The sequence below is a fragment of the Ruminococcus flavefaciens genome (assembly GCF_900116855.1).
Lineage (GTDB): Bacteria > Bacillota > Clostridia > Oscillospirales > Ruminococcaceae > Ruminococcus > Ruminococcus flavefaciens_R.
Map to the genome: position 1 here is coordinate 59,675 of NZ_UETD01000007.1, position 15,397 is coordinate 75,071.

General features: G+C 52.0%; 18 protein-coding genes. All 18 read left to right on the plus strand.

Features of this window, described 5'->3' with window-relative positions; genetic code table 11:
- Nucleotides 1-31: 31 nt before the first annotated feature.
- Nucleotides 32-949 carry a diacylglycerol/lipid kinase family protein gene (locus tag DSZ37_RS08300; RefSeq protein WP_109726448.1) on the plus strand — a complete coding sequence of 306 codons (918 nt, stop codon included), beginning with the start codon at nt 32-34 and terminating at the stop codon, nt 947-949.
- 2 nt (nt 950-951) lie between these two features.
- A complete protein-coding gene (locus tag DSZ37_RS08305) occupies nt 952-1,947 on the plus strand; it encodes an ATP-binding protein (RefSeq protein ID WP_109726449.1) in 996 nt (331 codons plus the stop codon).
- 8 nt (nt 1,948-1,955) lie between these two features.
- Nucleotides 1,956-2,822, plus strand: coding sequence for a PSP1 domain-containing protein (locus DSZ37_RS08310; protein ID WP_109726450.1), 867 nt, complete (start codon nt 1,956-1,958; stop codon nt 2,820-2,822).
- Nucleotides 2,822-3,433, plus strand: coding sequence for an epoxyqueuosine reductase QueH (locus DSZ37_RS08315; RefSeq protein WP_109726451.1), 612 nt, complete (start codon nt 2,822-2,824; stop codon nt 3,431-3,433). The genes DSZ37_RS08310 and DSZ37_RS08315 overlap by 1 nt, the downstream gene beginning before the upstream one ends.
- Nucleotides 3,434-3,497: 64 nt before the next feature.
- On the plus strand, nt 3,498-3,728 hold the full coding sequence (locus DSZ37_RS08320) for a hypothetical protein (protein ID WP_146198170.1): 231 nt from the start codon (nt 3,498-3,500) through the stop codon (nt 3,726-3,728).
- Between the two features lie 20 nt (nt 3,729-3,748).
- On the plus strand, nt 3,749-4,225 hold the full coding sequence (gene ybaK, locus DSZ37_RS08325) for a Cys-tRNA(Pro) deacylase (protein ID WP_109726453.1): 477 nt from the start codon (nt 3,749-3,751) through the stop codon (nt 4,223-4,225).
- A 35-nt stretch (nt 4,226-4,260) separates the two neighbouring features.
- On the plus strand, nt 4,261-6,042 hold the full coding sequence (locus DSZ37_RS08330) for a sensor domain-containing diguanylate cyclase (RefSeq protein ID WP_109726454.1): 1,782 nt from the start codon (nt 4,261-4,263) through the stop codon (nt 6,040-6,042).
- 139 nt (nt 6,043-6,181) lie between these two features.
- On the plus strand, nt 6,182-6,712 hold the full coding sequence (locus DSZ37_RS08335) for a hypothetical protein (RefSeq protein WP_109726455.1): 531 nt from the start codon (nt 6,182-6,184) through the stop codon (nt 6,710-6,712).
- Nucleotides 6,713-6,916: 204 nt separating this feature from the next.
- A complete protein-coding gene (locus DSZ37_RS08340; protein WP_242978594.1) occupies nt 6,917-7,345 on the plus strand; it encodes an Hsp20/alpha crystallin family protein in 429 nt (142 codons plus the stop codon).
- Nucleotides 7,346-7,661: 316 nt separating this feature from the next.
- The gene (locus tag DSZ37_RS08345) at nt 7,662-8,489 is read left to right on the plus strand and encodes an HAD family hydrolase (protein WP_109726456.1); all 828 of its coding nucleotides are present in this window, start codon (nt 7,662-7,664) and stop codon (nt 8,487-8,489) included.
- A 242-nt stretch (nt 8,490-8,731) separates the two neighbouring features.
- The gene (gene iorA / locus DSZ37_RS08350) at nt 8,732-10,462 is read left to right on the plus strand and encodes an indolepyruvate ferredoxin oxidoreductase subunit alpha (protein WP_109726457.1); all 1,731 of its coding nucleotides are present in this window, start codon (nt 8,732-8,734) and stop codon (nt 10,460-10,462) included.
- Between the two features lie 277 nt (nt 10,463-10,739).
- Nucleotides 10,740-10,967, plus strand: coding sequence for a hypothetical protein (locus DSZ37_RS08355; protein WP_109726458.1), 228 nt, complete (start codon nt 10,740-10,742; stop codon nt 10,965-10,967).
- Complete coding sequence (locus DSZ37_RS08360) at nt 10,945-11,340, plus strand: hypothetical protein (protein WP_109726459.1); 396 nt, start codon at nt 10,945-10,947, stop codon at nt 11,338-11,340. Before DSZ37_RS08355 ends, DSZ37_RS08360 begins: the two co-directional genes overlap by 23 nt.
- 22 nt (nt 11,341-11,362) lie before the next feature.
- Nucleotides 11,363-12,721, plus strand: coding sequence for a hypothetical protein (locus DSZ37_RS08365; RefSeq protein WP_109726460.1), 1,359 nt, complete (start codon nt 11,363-11,365; stop codon nt 12,719-12,721).
- Nucleotides 12,722-12,749: 28 nt separating this feature from the next.
- Complete coding sequence (locus DSZ37_RS08370) at nt 12,750-13,325, plus strand: indolepyruvate oxidoreductase subunit beta (RefSeq protein WP_109726461.1); 576 nt, start codon at nt 12,750-12,752, stop codon at nt 13,323-13,325.
- A gap of 48 nt (nt 13,326-13,373) precedes the next feature.
- Nucleotides 13,374-13,733 (plus strand): four helix bundle protein, encoded by a 360-nt coding sequence (locus DSZ37_RS08375; RefSeq protein ID WP_028519622.1) that lies wholly within the window; start codon nt 13,374-13,376, stop codon nt 13,731-13,733.
- Between the two features lie 65 nt (nt 13,734-13,798).
- Nucleotides 13,799-15,106 (plus strand): phenylacetate--CoA ligase family protein, encoded by a 1,308-nt coding sequence (locus DSZ37_RS08380; RefSeq protein WP_109726462.1) that lies wholly within the window; start codon nt 13,799-13,801, stop codon nt 15,104-15,106.
- Between the two features lie 43 nt (nt 15,107-15,149).
- Complete coding sequence (locus tag DSZ37_RS08385; RefSeq protein WP_109726463.1) at nt 15,150-15,380, plus strand: hypothetical protein; 231 nt, start codon at nt 15,150-15,152, stop codon at nt 15,378-15,380.
- The last annotated feature ends 17 nt before the right edge of the window (nt 15,381-15,397 follow it).

The window sequence follows — 15,397 nt, forward strand, 5'->3', positions numbered from 1 at the left end:
CTGTCCGCTGAGTCGTATAGGGAGGATAATCATGAAAAGGATATATTTCGTTGTAAATCTCGTAGCAGGAAAAGCCGTTATCAGCAAGAAGCTGGGCGTTATAATAGACGAATTCGTGAAGGAGGGCTATGAGGTAACTGTTCACACCACCCAGAGCGGCGGTGACGCCGTAGAGCAGGCGGTATATGCCTGCAAGGAGGGCTATGACCTGCTTGTGGTAGCAGGCGGCGACGGTACACTCAGCCAGTGCTTACAGGGCGTAATGGGCTGCGAGAAGAAGATACCCATAGGCTATGTGCCTGCGGGCTCCACCAATGATTTTGCCAAGAGCCTCGGCATCCCCTCGGACCAGCTGAAGGCGGCAAAGGTCATCACCCACGGCAAGCCTGTGCTCTGTGACGTAGGCGGCTTTAACGACAGCTATTTCTCCTATGTTGCAGCATTCGGCGCCTTCACAAATATCACCTACGAGACCTCACAGAAGGTGAAGAACGTATTCGGTCACGCTGCCTATATCGCAGGCGGAGCTGCTCATCTGGGAAGCATAAAGGCAAAGCCCATGCGCATAGAGTATAAGGACAAGACCATCGAGGGCGACTTCGTCTACGGCATGGTCACCAATACCGCTTCCGTTGCGGGCATGATAAACATGAAGAACTTTCTCCTTGATGACGGCGTATTCGAGGTAACTCTCATAAGAAAGCCCAAGAACGCCGCAGAGCTGGGAAAGACCGCCCTTGCCCTGCTGAAGAACGATATGACCGACAAGAACATCGTATTCTTCCGCACCGACGAGGTGACTATCACCAACCTCTCCGACAAGCCTTTCTCATGGACAAGGGACGGCGAGTACGGCGGCGAGGAGGTCGTTAACCGTATCTGCTGCCACAAGAAGGCGGTACCCTTTATGGTCCGCGGCAAGAGCAGACTTCCCTTTGAAAAGGACTGAGCATGAAGAAAATATACGGAAACAGGGCACTTCTTGACATTCTTGCAGGAATGTCAAGGAGCGGCAGGACAGCTCACTCCGTCATGATATGCGGAGAAAAGGGCACGGGCAGAAAGCTCATGGCGAAGTACTACACTCAGGCGCTGATGTGCGAGTTTCCCCATGAGGGCATACCCTGCGGCGAGTGCAATGCCTGCCTGAACGTGGAAAAGGGCATCCACCCCGATGTGATATATCCCGAGAAGTCGGGAAAGCTGGGCGGATACAGCGTAAACTGCGCCAGAGAGGTCATAGCGGACGCCTATGTGAAGCCCAACAACAGCAGCGGCTGCAAGGTGTACATCTTTGCGGACTGCCACAACGTTGACACAAGAACTCAGAATACCCTGCTGAAGCTCATAGAGGAGCCACCCGAGTATGCCTATTTCATATTCACCTGCGGCTCTAAATCGGAGTTCCTGCCCACCATAATCTCGCGCTGCGTGTGTCTTTCCACCTCCCCTTGCACAGAGGACGAGGCGGAGCAGGCGCTGACGGACATGGGCTATGACAGCAGTGACATAAAGGCGGCTGTGGAGTGTTTCCACGGCAACATCGGTATGTGCGAGAGCTACATCACTGACGAGGAGCTGAGAAAGCGTGTGGATTTGACAAAAGCCATCGCTGATAGTATAATAAGGAAGGATGAGTATTCTCTGGCAGCAGACCTCTTTTCCGCAGGAAAGGAAAGGAACGACGTCAGGGAGGTTCTTTCCATGCTGGACAAGCTTTTCCGCGACGCGGCAGTACTGTCAAGGGACAGGAATGCCGCAGTCATAGGCTGTTCGGGAGCTGCCGCAAGGGCGCTCTCACAGACCGTCACCCCGTCGCAGGCAGCAAGGCTCCATGAGCGCACGGAAAAGGCGTGGGCAGCGGTGGAGAGCAATGTCAGCATACCTCTTGCGCTTACGGCGCTGGGGGCTGAGATAATGGATATAGTCGCACAGACTTTCAGATAGGAGCTTTTATGAAAGAAATAGTCGGAGTACGCTTCAAGAGCGTAGGAAAAATATACTACTTCTCACCGGGCAATATCAATGCACAGGTGGGAGACCGCGCCATAGTTGAGACAGTCCGCGGCGTGGAGTGCGGAGAGGTGGTCATTGCCAACCGCCAGATAGAGGACGCAATGATATCCTCGCCCCTCAAGCCCATAATCAGGCTTGCGGACGAGAACGATATGAAGACGCTGGAAAAGAACAAGCAGCGCGAGAAGGACGCATTCAGGATATGCGAGGAGAAGATAGCCTTCCGCAATCTGGATATGAAGCTGGTAGACGTTGAGTGTACCTTTGACAACAATAAGCTTTTGTTCTATTTCACAGCGGAGAACCGCGTGGACTTCCGCGAGCTGGTAAAGGATCTGGCTGCGGTGTTCAGAACGAGGATAGAGCTGCGCCAGATAGGCGTCCGCGACGAGGCAAAGATACTGGGCGGACTTGGCATCTGCGGCAGGGAATTCTGCTGTAAGGCATATATGGGCGATTTCCAGCCCGTTTCCATAAAAATGGCAAAGGAGCAGGGACTTTCCCTGAACCCCACAAAGATATCGGGAACCTGCGGCAGGCTCATGTGCTGCCTGAAAAACGAGCAGAACGCCTACGAGGCACTGCTGAAGATAACGCCTAAGATGGGCGCTATCGTAGTAACTCCCGACGGTGACAAGGGCAGAGTCGAGGACGTTAACCTCATCACAGGAAAGCTCCGCGTAAAGACCGACAAGTCCGAGGTGCCCGTAACTCTTGACAGGAGCGAGGTAAAGCTGCTGAAGGACACCGAGATAAAGGTGAACCGCGAGGAGCTCAAGGCACTGAAAAAGCTTGAGGACAAGTAATGGCAGGTCAGGCAAAGACCAATTACGGTCTGCTCCTTGACAGGAAGCTGTCAGAGCTTGAAAAGAGCGGCGAGAGACCGTCGCTGCTGCTTCACGCCTGCTGTGCGCCGTGCAGCAGCCATACCCTTACGGTACTGGACAAATACTTCCGTATAACGCTGTATTTCTGCAATCCCAACATAGCTCCCGAGGAGGAGTTCAGCTTCCGCCTCAGCGAGCTGAAAAGGCTGGTAAAGGAGATGGGACTGACCATAGAGGTGGTGGAGGAGCCCTATGACCCTGCGCCATTCTACGAGCTTGCAAAGGGACTTGAGGACCTTCCCGAGAGGGGAGAGCGCTGCCGCAGGTGTATAGCCTACCGGCTGAGGAAGGCAGGAGCAAAGGCGAAGGAGCTGGGCTGTGATATGTTCACCACCACCCTTACCATAAGTCCCCACAAGGACTGTGCCTTCATCAACGAGTGCGGAGGGCAGGTGCAGGAGGAATGCGGAGTGCCATATCTTTTCTCCGATTTCAAGAAGCACGAGGGCTATAAGCACTCAATAGAGCTGTCGCGGCAGTACGGCTTGTACCGTCAGAACTACTGCGGCTGCGTCTTTAGCAAAAAGTAGGGAACGCCGCTCCTCGGCGTCCCGTGCAGAGGCGGATAATATCCGCCTTTTTATGGTGGATAAGATGTTTGATAATTTTGATATTGCACTTATTTTAAGCGGTATCGGTGAGATACTTATATGGTTCGGGATATACTTTCTGTGCGCTAAGGCACATATCCGTGATGCTGAAAAAAACGGATACGAACCTGACCTGAAAAAACTGAGGATAGGTTTTGCCGCCGCATTTATAATAACGCATATGTTCTGTGTATGGACAGGCTTTGAGGTTGTAAAATGGGGCGGACCTGATTAATGTATATTTGGGAGTAAACAATGGGCAAGGAACTAAAGACCAACGCAATGCGTTTTCTGGATAAAAGCAAGATAGAATACACCGTGCAGACCTACGAGTGCGAGGAGTTCATCGACGGCATACACACCGCCGAGAAGCTGGGACAGTCCCTTGCTGAGACCTTCAAGACACTGGTTGCACAGGGAAAGAGCGGAAGCTATTACTGCTTCCTGCTGCCCGTAGCTCTGGAGCTGGATCTGAAAAAGGCGGCAAAGAGCGTGGGGGAGAAGTCCGTGGAGCTGCTCCATGTCAAGGACATCACCAAGATAACGGGCTACGTCCGCGGCGGCTGCACACCCATAGGCATGAAGAAGCAGTTCATGACGGTGATACACAGCACCGCAGAGGAGCTTCCTCTGTTCTACATCAGCGGCGGACGCATAGGCACACAGATACGTCTTTCGCCGCAGGAGCTGGTGAAGGCTATACGGGGCAAATTCGAGGATATCATACTCTGAGCTGCTAATAGCACGGAGGGAAAGGAGGACAGTATATGAGCGGACAGATGAGCAGCAGCCTCTACGTCATAGGCAGAGCCGTGGTGGACAGAAGTCTCCACACCCAGAGCGGTGACGAGGCTTTCTTCACATTTTTCGGCAACGACGTCACCTATTCCATAAGGCGTACGATCCTTGACGAGGACTACCCGAGGATACTTGACTGCGTGGAGAATGCGGCAGTAGGCGAGATAAAGAGCACCGTCATACGCATGAAGGGCGTCAGCGGAGAGTACCGCTGGATACTGGCTTCCGTGAAGCTCCGCATGGCAGAGGGAACGGAGCCCCTTTACAGCATCACATTCAGCGATGTGATGTCGCTGGAGGGACTTGCATTCGACAGGGAGCGCAGGCTCAGCGAGTACCGCCATGTACTCAGCCTCATATCCGACCTTGCCTTTGAGTACAGCTTTGAGACAAAGCACATACGGATATATATGTTCGACTGCTTCCGCGAGATAGTCCTCACTGACGAGGACCTTGAGACATGGAGGAAGAACGCCATTGACAGCGGAGCGGTCATGACGCGGTATATCGAGACCTTCAACGCAGTGTGCAGGGATATCAGCAGCGGAGTCTACCGCTTTGACTATGAGTTCGAGACCTCCGTACTGACGGGCGGCAAAACGAGGGAGATGTGTCTTTTCCGCGGCATAACGCGGTATGACTCGCCCGACAGCCGCAAGGTCAGCGGAATAATTTCCGTAGTCAGCTCCCGCAGCAAGAGCAAGGACGTAAATCTTGCCCTTGAAGCCAACAGGGACTCCCTTTCGGGACTTCTCAATAAGCCTGCGGTGACATCACTCGCCCAGAGGATACTGTCGGAGAAGCCCAAGTACAGAGTAAGCCTTGTGGTGCTTGACATCGACAACTTTACCGAGTTAAACAACGTTTACGGGCACCTTTTCGGGGACGAGGTCATATACACCGTCGCACGGATAATCAAGACGGAGATAGGCAGCCGCGGCGTGGCAGGCAGGATAGGCGGCGGCAGCTTCCTCATAGTCCTTGAGGACACCCGTGACGAGGAGGACCTGCGAGGGATACTCCGCGCCATCAGGACGAACACGGAGTTCTCCTTTGCGGACCGCTTCCAGAATTTCCGTCTTACCTGCTCCATGGGCATATCCACCTATCCCGTGGACAGCCGCAGCTACGACGAGCTGTTCATGCAGGCAGACAAGGCACTGCTCATAGCGCAGGAAAAAGGGCAGAACCGCTACGTCATATACGATGTGGAGAAGCACGGCCCCGTAGAGCGTGACGCTGTCGGCAAGATAGCCTTTCTCAGCGGAAAGGGCGAGGCTTCGGAGAAGCTGGGCTTCGTCAGCACACTTTGCGAGAACCTTGTGCTTGGCAGAGTTCCCGATATGTCGGTGCTGCTGGAGCAGGTCAGGAGCAAGTTCGGACTTGATGATATATGCGTATTTTCGGGCAGCGATATGGGACTCATGCTCAGCTGCGGAAATGCAGCCTCCAAAAATGCTGCCTACCTCTTTGAGAACGGCTATACGGACAGATTTTCGGGTGACGGCATATTCGTCATCGACAATGTGAACGAGCTGGAGGGACGTGATGACAACGCCTTTGCGCAGCTCACCGCCCAGCATATCGGCGGAGCGGTGCAGTACCTCATGACCGAGGACAGCATGGTAAAGGGAGTCATCTCCTTCTGCTACATAGACCGCTTCAAGAAGTGGTCGGTGACGGATATAAACTACTTTGCCATCATCGGCAGGACCATGACCGCCCTGCTGAAGAAGCAGGCATACATATGAATATAGGCGCCGATAGTGCAATATGTGCAAAATCGGCGCTTTCGTTTTGTCTATTCATACAAAGTTTCGGAAAAAAGTGACGAAAACGCCCCTCTAAACGCACTTATATATAGAAAGCCGCGAAAAAGGAGGGGGCACCATGGAAAGAACACTGGCTGCATTTTCGGCGATAGTACTGCTCATAGGCTGCTTTACAGGCTGCGGAATGAGCGATGAGCCGAAGAAAATACGAATACCCGATATAACATTCATGTACACTAACAGCTTTGAGGACACATATGCCATGTGGTTCTGCGACAGCGCAGGGAATTACTACACGGCGGTGTCCGACGATGTAAAGGCAATGGGACTTGACAGGCTCAGGGAGGAGTATGCCGCAGGAACTCTCGGCAGCTCCGATATCAGGCTTGTAAAGAACTGCGACAAGACTGCCCTTGAAAAAGCGTATACCAAGCTTGTAAAAGCTTCGGGAGCTGAGGGCAGAGAGCTTGAATATCCCGAAGCGCTTCCTGCCGTGGAGGCTCCCGAGGAGCGCTGGTACGGGCTGTATTACGACAAAGACGGCAGGCTGAGGACAGTTACCGTACACGCAAACACCTGCATGACAGAAGTCAGCACGGGCAATGAGGACCTTAACGAGGTCTACGAATGGTTCTCCGATACATTCTGAAAAACGACAAATTAGCACTCTCGACCTGAGAGTGCTAATTTTCATTATCCTGTCACAAACCTGTGATATTCCTTTCAAAAAACGGCAGTATCATATAGACAATGAAACGAAAGGAAGCGATACCGATGGAAAGTGCATATAATGAGGAAAACTGCATAGAATAAACTTACGGATAAATATGAAACTATATTGGAGGTATGACTTATGATGTATGGACTTACACCTTTCGGAAGAACAGGCTTCGGTCTCTGGGACGCATTCAATGATTTTGACAATAACTTTTTCGGCGACAGTATGCCGATAAACTCCTGCCGTACCGATATCCGCGATGACGGAGACAAGTACGTTATGGAGGCTGAGCTGCCGGGCTTCGAGAAGGAGGATATCAAGCTTGATATCAACGGCACACAGCTCACCATCGCTGCCGAGCACAGCACGAACAGCGACGAAAAGGACGAAAAGGGCAATTATATCCGCCGCGAGCGCACCTTCGGCTCATACAAGAGGAGCTTCGATATCTCGGACGTTGATTCCGAGGCTATCAGCGCGGCATACAAGAACGGAATCCTCACCCTTGAACTTCCCAAAAAGAAGCCCGAGGAGCCCGTTTCCAAGAGACTTGAGATCAAGTAAACTTTCATATATACGCACCTTTCGATGACTTTTCCTTGCGGGAAAAGCCGGTTACCGAGCCTGAAACTGCGGGCTCGGTATTTTTTTTGCCGCGATTCAGCCGGAAAGGGCTCCCCCTCACCCCGTCAGAGATGACGGGGGATTTTTTTGCCCTGAGGGCGTCGGATTATGCAGTATTTACATTCGTGGCGCCCTAATTCCGTCGGAATAGACAAATTGCAGGCAAGGTAAAAATTTAATCTTCACTTTTTCCGCAAAGTATGGTATAATGATATCATGAGTATCTATGTGATGATTCGGGAGGTGAGGTCATAATTTGAAAAGGCTCTATATCTCAGACCTTGACGGTACACTGCTGGATTCGGGCGGTATCGTCACTGTCAGGACCGCAGATACTCTCAACAGGCTGATCTCGGAGGGTATGTATTTTACCTTTGCCACAGCCCGTTCACCCTACTCCATAGTCCATATCACATCGCCGCTGAAAATAAGTGTGCCCTGCATACTTATGAACGGCGTAAGCATATACGACAGGGACAGGAGAGAATTCGTGAAAAACGAGTTTATCCCCGTTTCAGCGTCCCATGAAGCGCTGAGGGCATTCGAGGAGAATGACGTCCGCTGCTTCATGTACAAGATATGTGACGGAGTGCTGACCTGCTGCTATTCCGAGATGACCACGGCTGTCATGCGAAGCTTTGCGGAGGTCCGCAAAAACCGCTACAACAAGCCATTTGTACAGTACGACAGGCTCATAGACCATGCCGACGGCGAGGTGGTATACCTCACCACCACGGGAGACCATGACAGGCTTTATCCCGTAAAGCAGGCGGCAGATGGCATTGATGGTCTGGACTGTGCATTCTATAAGGATACCTACGAGGACAAGTGGTATCTGGAGCTTTTCTCCCATAAGGCTTCAAAAGCCAACGGAGTGAGATATCTCCGCGAGAGATACGGCTTTGACGAGGTAGTTGCCTTTGGCGACAATCTCAACGACCTGCCCATGTTTGCACAGGCGGATGTAAAGGTCGCCGTGGGCAATGCAAGGGACGAGGTGAAGGCTGCCGCCGACCATATCATCGGCACCTGCGATGAGGACGGCGTGGCACAGTGGCTGAAGTCTGTACATTTGTCAGAATGATACTTTTTGTTAATGATACTGAAGCCAAAATAAAGTGATTCCAAAGGGACTGTGTTCCTTTGGTCGGAGCCACGAGGCAGACAGCCTCGTGCAGGGTACGGGGCAGCGCCCCGAATACGCAAGGCGCCTTGCAAGAGAAGGCGTTCCATTGTAAGCTCTTTTGTGCTCTGCCCTCAAGCCGCTTGACGGCTTGACGAAACTATTATCAATATGCTAAATAACATGAAAGGAATATACATAAAATGAAGAAACTTATGCTTGGAAACGAAGCCTTTGCAAGAGGCTTATACGAGGCAGGATGTCGGGTAGTATCAAGCTATCCCGGAACACCCTCCACGGAGATCACCGAGGAGGTGGCAAAGTACGACGAGGTCTACGCAGAGTGGGCACCCAATGAAAAGGTAGCCATGGAAACAGCTCTCGGAGCTTCCATCGCAGGCGCAAGAAGCTTCTGCGGAATGAAGCACGTTGGTCTCAACGTTGCCGCAGACCCCCTCTACACAGCAGGCTACACAGGCGTTAATGCAGGTATGGTAATCGCAGTTGCCGACGATCAGGGTATGCACTCCTCTCAGAACGAGCAGGACAGCCGTCACCATGCTATCGCTTCAAAGGTGCCTATGCTGGAGCCCTCTGACTCAACAGAATGTAAGGAGTTCGTCAAGCTTGCCTTCGAGCTTTCCGAGCAGTTTGACGCTCCCTTTATAGTAAGAATGTCCACAAGAGTTGCTCATTCACAGAGCATCGTTGAGATGGAGGACCGTCAGGAGCTTCCTCTCAAGGACTATGAAAAGAATCCCTCAAAGTTCGTAATGATGCCTGCATACGCAAAGGGCAGACACGTTTTCGTTGAGGAGCGCACAAAGAAGCTCATCGAGTACGCAGAGACCTCTCCTCTCAACAGAGTGGAGCTTTCCGACAAGGCTGAGTTCGGCGTTATCACAAACGGCGCCTGCTATCAGTACGTCAAGGAAGCTCTTGGAGACAAGGCTTCCGTGCTGAAGCTTGGCATGGTAAATCCTCTCCCCGAGAAGCTCATTCAGGACTTCGCAAAGAAGTACGAGCAGATATACGTTATCGAGGAGCTTGACGGCATAATCGAGGAGCACTGCCGCAACATCGGCGTGAACAACGTAAAGGGCAAGGAGATATTCGGCTATATCGGCGAGCTTCCCCAGTCCGTCATCGCAGAGAAGATACTGGGCGAGAAGAAGGATTTCGTGGCTCTCGAGGACAATATCCCTGTTCGTCCTCCCGTAATGTGCGCAGGATGTCCCCACAGAGGACTGTTCTACTGCCTGAAGAAGCTGGGCGTTACCGTATCGGGAGACATCGGCTGCTACACTCTCGGAGCTGCCGCACCTCTCAACGCTATCGACACAACTATCTGTATGGGAGCTTCCATCTCGGGACTTCACGGCTTCAACAAGGCACGCGGAGCTGAGTCCGAGCACAAGAGCGTGGCAGTTATCGGCGATTCCACCTTCATGCACAGCGGTATGACAGGTCTGGTAAATATCGCCTACAATAATTCAAACTCAACAGTTATCATACTTGACAACTCCATCACAGGCATGACAGGTCACCAGCAGAACCCCACCACAGGAAAGAATCTGAAGGGAGACCCTGCTGCTGCCGTAAATCTGGAGGAGCTGTGCAAGGCTATCGGTATCAAGCGCGTAAGAGTCACAGACCCCTACAAGCTTGCCGAGACAGAGGCAGCTATCAAGGAGGAGCTTGCAGCGGATGAGGCATCGGTAATTATTTCCCGCCGTCCCTGTGCACTTCTCAAGTATGTAAAGCACAATCCGCCTCTCAAGGTGAACGCAGACAAGTGCGTAGGCTGCAAGATGTGCATGAAGCTGGGCTGTCCTGCGATCTCCATGCGTGACGGCAAGGCAGTCATCGACCACACACAGTGCGTAGGCTGCGGCATATGTCAGGAACAGTGTAAGGTAGGCGCGATTGAATAAGTAACTTCAAGGTGTTGAACTTCCCTGACCACGCAGGGAGCGGAGGCACTCCGCCGGGAACAGTGTAAGGTAGGCGCGATTGAATAAGATGTAGGGGACGGCGTCCCCGACGTCCCGGACTTCGCCGGGAACAGTGCAAGTTAGGCGCTGTTGAATAAAATGTAGGGAACGGCGTCCTCGGCGTTCCGGACCTGCACCGCGGAGTTTACACAGCGTTCCTCATAAGACGTTTTATCTGAAATATACCGCCATACACAGCAAATAACGGAGAATAACTATGAAGATCAGAACAATATACTGTCCTTACTGCAATGTACAGATGAAGTACATGGGAACGAAAAGAATACAGCTTGGACGCACGGGCTTTATAATAGGCGACTGGGACAACCTCCTTTCGGGTGCTCTCACAGCAAGCATCTATGAATGTCCAAAGTGCGGAAAGCTTGAATTTTTCAGATTTAAGAAAACAAAGAGGAAAAAAGATGATACAGTTACCGATATATGAGGAATTCGCCCACTGGCTGGACGACCTTCTCGAAAACAACGAAATGCCCGAGGAAACTCAGGCTTACTGCTTCAATTTATATGAGGAGTCCGACGAGGACCATATCTACGGCGTACAGCTGGTTGCCGCAGGGGAGTTTGACCCCGGGGACAAGGAAGGCGAGTGGGCTTGCGAGGAGGTATGGAGCAGCGGTGAGAACATCTTCACAGTTGACACCTCCGATGAGGATGACACAGGCTGGTCTCACGCTCAGGAGCTGTTCAGGGAAATGGCGGAGGAATACCTCAGAAACGGGAAATATGCCGATGTGATCAAAGGGGCAAAGGGCATCGCTATGGGATTTGTTGACGGCGATCTTGAGATCATCGGTTAAAATGATATAGGAGGAAATCGGAATGGACGATCTTATGACGGGAATAAACGTACCAAGCGGCACAGGCGGAGTTGGCGGCGGTCAGCCTCAGCATTCCCAACTGTCAGCACAGGGCGTATACGACCCCACAGGAGGCGCTGCTGCAAGTGCGCCCACAAGCACATCGGATGATATACTCAGCGCACTGGATCAGGTGAATAACGCCTTTGGACACCTCGGCGAAAGCAGCTCCGGGTCAGCTGCGAATGCTCAGTCCGCACCCCAGCCCACAGGCTACGGCGCACAGCAGAGCAGCTACGGACAGCAGTCCGCCCCCCAGTCCGCAGGCTATGGCGCACAGCAGAGCGGCTACGGACAGCAGTCCGCACCTCAGTCCACGGGCTACAGCGCACAGCAGAGCAGCTACGGACAGCAGTCCGCACCTCAGTCCACGGGCTACGGCGCACAGCAGGGCGGCTACGGACAGCAGTCCGCCCCCCAGTCTACGGGCTACGGCGCACAGCAGAGCAGCTACGGACAGCAGTCCGCACCTCAGTCCACGGGCTACGGCGCACAGCAGGGCGGCTACGGACAGCAGTCCGCACCTCAGCCTGCAAAGGTCAATGACATGGGCTATTCCAGTGATGATTACAAGTACGATCCGCGCCGTACAAATTACGGTCAGCGCAGCACACCCTACGGAAATACACCTCCTGCTCAGCAGCAGGCAGGCTACAGCAGTCCACAGAGCGGCTACGGCAGACAGACCGCGGGCTATGGAACCAACCAGAGCGGCTACAGCAGCGATGATTACAGATACGACCCCTATAAGAACTACAACTCCAATGACTCCATGGTGACAAGAGCTGTCGGTACCAAGGATACGGAGTTCATGACGGCTGTCAAGGGCGGTATAGGAGCTATTATAGGCGCTATCCCCGGAATGCTGCTGATGATAATGGTAGCGAGATTCGGCTTTATCGCAGCTATCTGCGGAGCGGCTATGGCGTTCTGCATATTCTTCGGCTACAAGCTCATGACACGAAACAGCTGGGTAAGCGCAAAGGTCGGCATAGTTATATGTGCGGTCGTAATGATAATCGCTGTATACTTATCGGTAAGAATATCGTGGACCCTTGCTCTGCAGGATGCTATACAGGAAGCGGAATCGGCGATGAGATCGCTGCTGGGCGGTGAGTACAGCGGCGAGACCAAAACATTCATCAAGGAGATAGTAGGCGGCGACGGTGAGATCTCCTTCGGAAACTGCTGGGACAACTTCGGAAATATCATGGATATGCTCAATATGAACGGACGCTATATCGGTTCTCTTGCCGAGAACTATGTCTTTGCGGCGATAGGCGGCATAGGAACGTTCATGAAGTTCGGAAGAGAAAATTAAAGAATAATCTTTTAAGGAGTAATATAAAATGGAAACTAAATCTATCATGATAGTCGGCGTAGGCGGACAGGGTTCGCTTCTCGCTTCAAGACTTCTGGGAAATGTGCTTCTTGCACAGGGCTATGACGTAAAGGTCAGCGAGGTACACGGAATGTCGCAGAGAGGCGGCTCCGTTGTAACATATGTAAAGTACGGCGAGAAGGTATACTCTCCCGTTATCGAGAAGGGCGAGGCAGATGCTGTTATCTCCTTCGAGCTGCTTGAGGCTGCAAGATGTCTGCCTTATCTGAAAAAGGGCGGAAAGCTCATCACCTCCACACAGCAGATAGACCCCATGCCAGTTATCACAGGTGCTGCACAGTATCCCGAGAATCTTGTTGAGAAGCTGAAGGCAGCAGGCGCAGAGCTGGTAGCAGTTGACGCTCTCTCACTGGCAGAGCAGGCAGGTACCGCTAAGGCATCGAATGTAGTTCTCATGGGCGTACTTGCTTCCCGTATGGACTATCCCGACGAGCTGTGGCAGAAGGCACTGGAGCAGTGCGTACCGCCCAAGTTCCTTGAGCTGAACAAGAAGGCATTCGAGCTGGGAAAGGCTGCTAAGTGATCAGTGCATAGTGCATAGTGATCAGTGCTTAGAGTCGGGGGAGAGATCATGAATAGCTATCGCGAGCTTATAGTATGGCAGAAGTCCATGCAATTAGTCAGGGCTGTTTACCTGCTTCTTGAAGCTTTGCCGCGGAAGGAGTTATATGCTCTTGATTCGCAAATGAGGCGGGCGGTAATATCTATTCCTTCAAATATTGCAGAAGGTCAGGGCAGGAGTACGGCAAAAGAATTCGTACATTACCTTTCTATCGCAAGAGGATCAAAATTTGAGCTTGAAACACAGATGCTCATATGTATCGAACTCGGATATTTTTCTTCGGAAAGCGCTGAAACTGCATTGGGATTATGTGATGAGATCGGCAAAATGATCAATTCTATGATCTCTAAACTAAGTACTAAGCTCTGACAACTAAAAACTTGAACATAATAAACTTCACATAAAAAATCCAAATCAAAGGAGTATGAAGTCCAATGGAAAAATATTGGAACAAGGAGATCGAATGTGCATCACGGGAAGATATGAAAAAGCTTCAGGACGAGCGCCTCGTTGCACAGGTAAAGCACGTTTATGAAAACGTTAAGTACTACCGCGATCTCATGGATGAAAAGGGCGTTAAGCCCGAGGACATCAAGGGAACGGATGACCTTCACAAGCTTCCTTTCCTCAGCAAGGCAGATCTCAGAGAGGCATACCCTTACGGACTTCTTGCCAAGCCCCTTGGCGAGTGCGTAAGGATTCATTCCACCAGCGGTACAACAGGCAAGCGAGTAGTCGCATTCTATACACAGAATGATGTTGATATGTGGGAGGACTGCTGTGCAAGAGCTATCACTGCCGCAGGCGGCGACGAAAACGATGTATGTCAGGTGGCTTACGGCTACGGACTGTTCACAGGCGGAGCAGGTCTCCACGGCGGCTCACACAAGGTAGGATGTCTTACTCTCCCCATGAGCTCGGCAAACACCGAGAGACAGATACAGTTCATGCGTGACCTCGGTGCAACTATCCTTTGCTGTACTCCTTCCTATGCGGCGTACATCGGAGAGACACTTCAGGAAATGGGACTCACTCCCGACGATATCAAGCTCAAGGCAGGTATCTTCGGTGCAGAGCCTTGGACTGAGGAAATGCGCCGTACCATCGAGAAGTCACTGGGCATCAAGGCTTACGACATATACGGACTTACCGAGTCCAGCGGCCCCGGTGTTGCATTCGAGTGCTCCGAGCAGAACGGTATGCACATCAACGAGGATAACTTCATCCCCGAGATCATCGATCCCGAAACAGGAGAGGTGCTCCCCGAGGGACAGGTGGGCGAGCTGGTATTCACAAGCATAACCAAGGAAGCCTTCCCCCTTCTCCGCTACCGCACAAGAGACCTCTGCGTCCTCAGCAGAAAGAAGTGCTCATGCGGAAGAACTCTCATCAAGATGGCTAAGCCTATGGGCAGAAGCGACGATATGATGATAATCCGCGGCGTAAATGTATTCCCCTCACAGATCGAGACAGTTCTCATCGAGCAGGGCTATTCCCCTAACTACCTCATTGAGGTGGACCGCGTAAACAATACCGATACTCTCGACATCAGCGTAGAGATGAACCCCGACCAGTTCTCGGACAAGGTAAAGGATATGCAGAAGCAGGAGCGCGATCTTGCCGTTGCTATCAAGACCATGCTGGGTATCAACCCCAAGGTGCATCTCGTATCGCCCAAGTCTATCACCAGAAGCGAGGGTAAGGCGGTAAGAGTCATCGACAAGAGAAAACTCCACGACTGATATCACGGGGGATAAGATATCAATTATTATAGGAGGTGCATTTATGAAGATAAAGTTATTTTCCACAAATTATATGCCCGAGCAGGAGAAGTACCAGAGGTTTGCGGCTTTTGAGAATGAGCTCAATCAGTTCATCGCGGGGGTGGATGTCATAGACATCAAGTTCAGCACCTCGTCGGGACTCTGCCACGACGCACAGACCCATGTAAACGAGTATGTGGACGAGCTCTCTGTCCTCGTTATGTACGAGGACAAGTCTGCAAACAAGGCGTGATCCTCTCCGCGGAGGAC

Coding starts and splice junctions, on each gene's coding strand:
- DSZ37_RS08305 (WP_109726449.1), top strand. CDS start 952: ATGAAGAAAATATACGGAAACAGGGCACTTCTTGACATTCTTGCAGGA.
- DSZ37_RS08335 (WP_109726455.1), top strand. CDS start 6,182: ATGGAAAGAACACTGGCTGCATTTTCGGCGATAGTACTGCTCATAGGC.
- DSZ37_RS08375 (WP_028519622.1), top strand. CDS start 13,374: ATGAATAGCTATCGCGAGCTTATAGTATGGCAGAAGTCCATGCAATTA.
- DSZ37_RS08300 (WP_109726448.1), top strand. CDS start 32: ATGAAAAGGATATATTTCGTTGTAAATCTCGTAGCAGGAAAAGCCGTT.
- ybaK (WP_109726453.1), top strand. CDS start 3,749: ATGGGCAAGGAACTAAAGACCAACGCAATGCGTTTTCTGGATAAAAGC.
- DSZ37_RS08370 (WP_109726461.1), top strand. CDS start 12,750: ATGGAAACTAAATCTATCATGATAGTCGGCGTAGGCGGACAGGGTTCG.
- DSZ37_RS08320 (WP_146198170.1), top strand. CDS start 3,498: ATGTTTGATAATTTTGATATTGCACTTATTTTAAGCGGTATCGGTGAG.
- DSZ37_RS08310 (WP_109726450.1), top strand. CDS start 1,956: ATGAAAGAAATAGTCGGAGTACGCTTCAAGAGCGTAGGAAAAATATAC.
- DSZ37_RS08360 (WP_109726459.1), top strand. CDS start 10,945: ATGATACAGTTACCGATATATGAGGAATTCGCCCACTGGCTGGACGAC.
- DSZ37_RS08385 (WP_109726463.1), top strand. CDS start 15,150: ATGAAGATAAAGTTATTTTCCACAAATTATATGCCCGAGCAGGAGAAG.
- DSZ37_RS08365 (WP_109726460.1), top strand. CDS start 11,363: ATGGACGATCTTATGACGGGAATAAACGTACCAAGCGGCACAGGCGGA.
- DSZ37_RS08355 (WP_109726458.1), top strand. CDS start 10,740: ATGAAGATCAGAACAATATACTGTCCTTACTGCAATGTACAGATGAAG.
- iorA (WP_109726457.1), top strand. CDS start 8,732: ATGAAGAAACTTATGCTTGGAAACGAAGCCTTTGCAAGAGGCTTATAC.
- DSZ37_RS08340 (WP_242978594.1), top strand. CDS start 6,917: ATGATGTATGGACTTACACCTTTCGGAAGAACAGGCTTCGGTCTCTGG.
- DSZ37_RS08330 (WP_109726454.1), top strand. CDS start 4,261: ATGAGCGGACAGATGAGCAGCAGCCTCTACGTCATAGGCAGAGCCGTG.
- DSZ37_RS08315 (WP_109726451.1), top strand. CDS start 2,822: ATGGCAGGTCAGGCAAAGACCAATTACGGTCTGCTCCTTGACAGGAAG.
- DSZ37_RS08380 (WP_109726462.1), top strand. CDS start 13,799: ATGGAAAAATATTGGAACAAGGAGATCGAATGTGCATCACGGGAAGAT.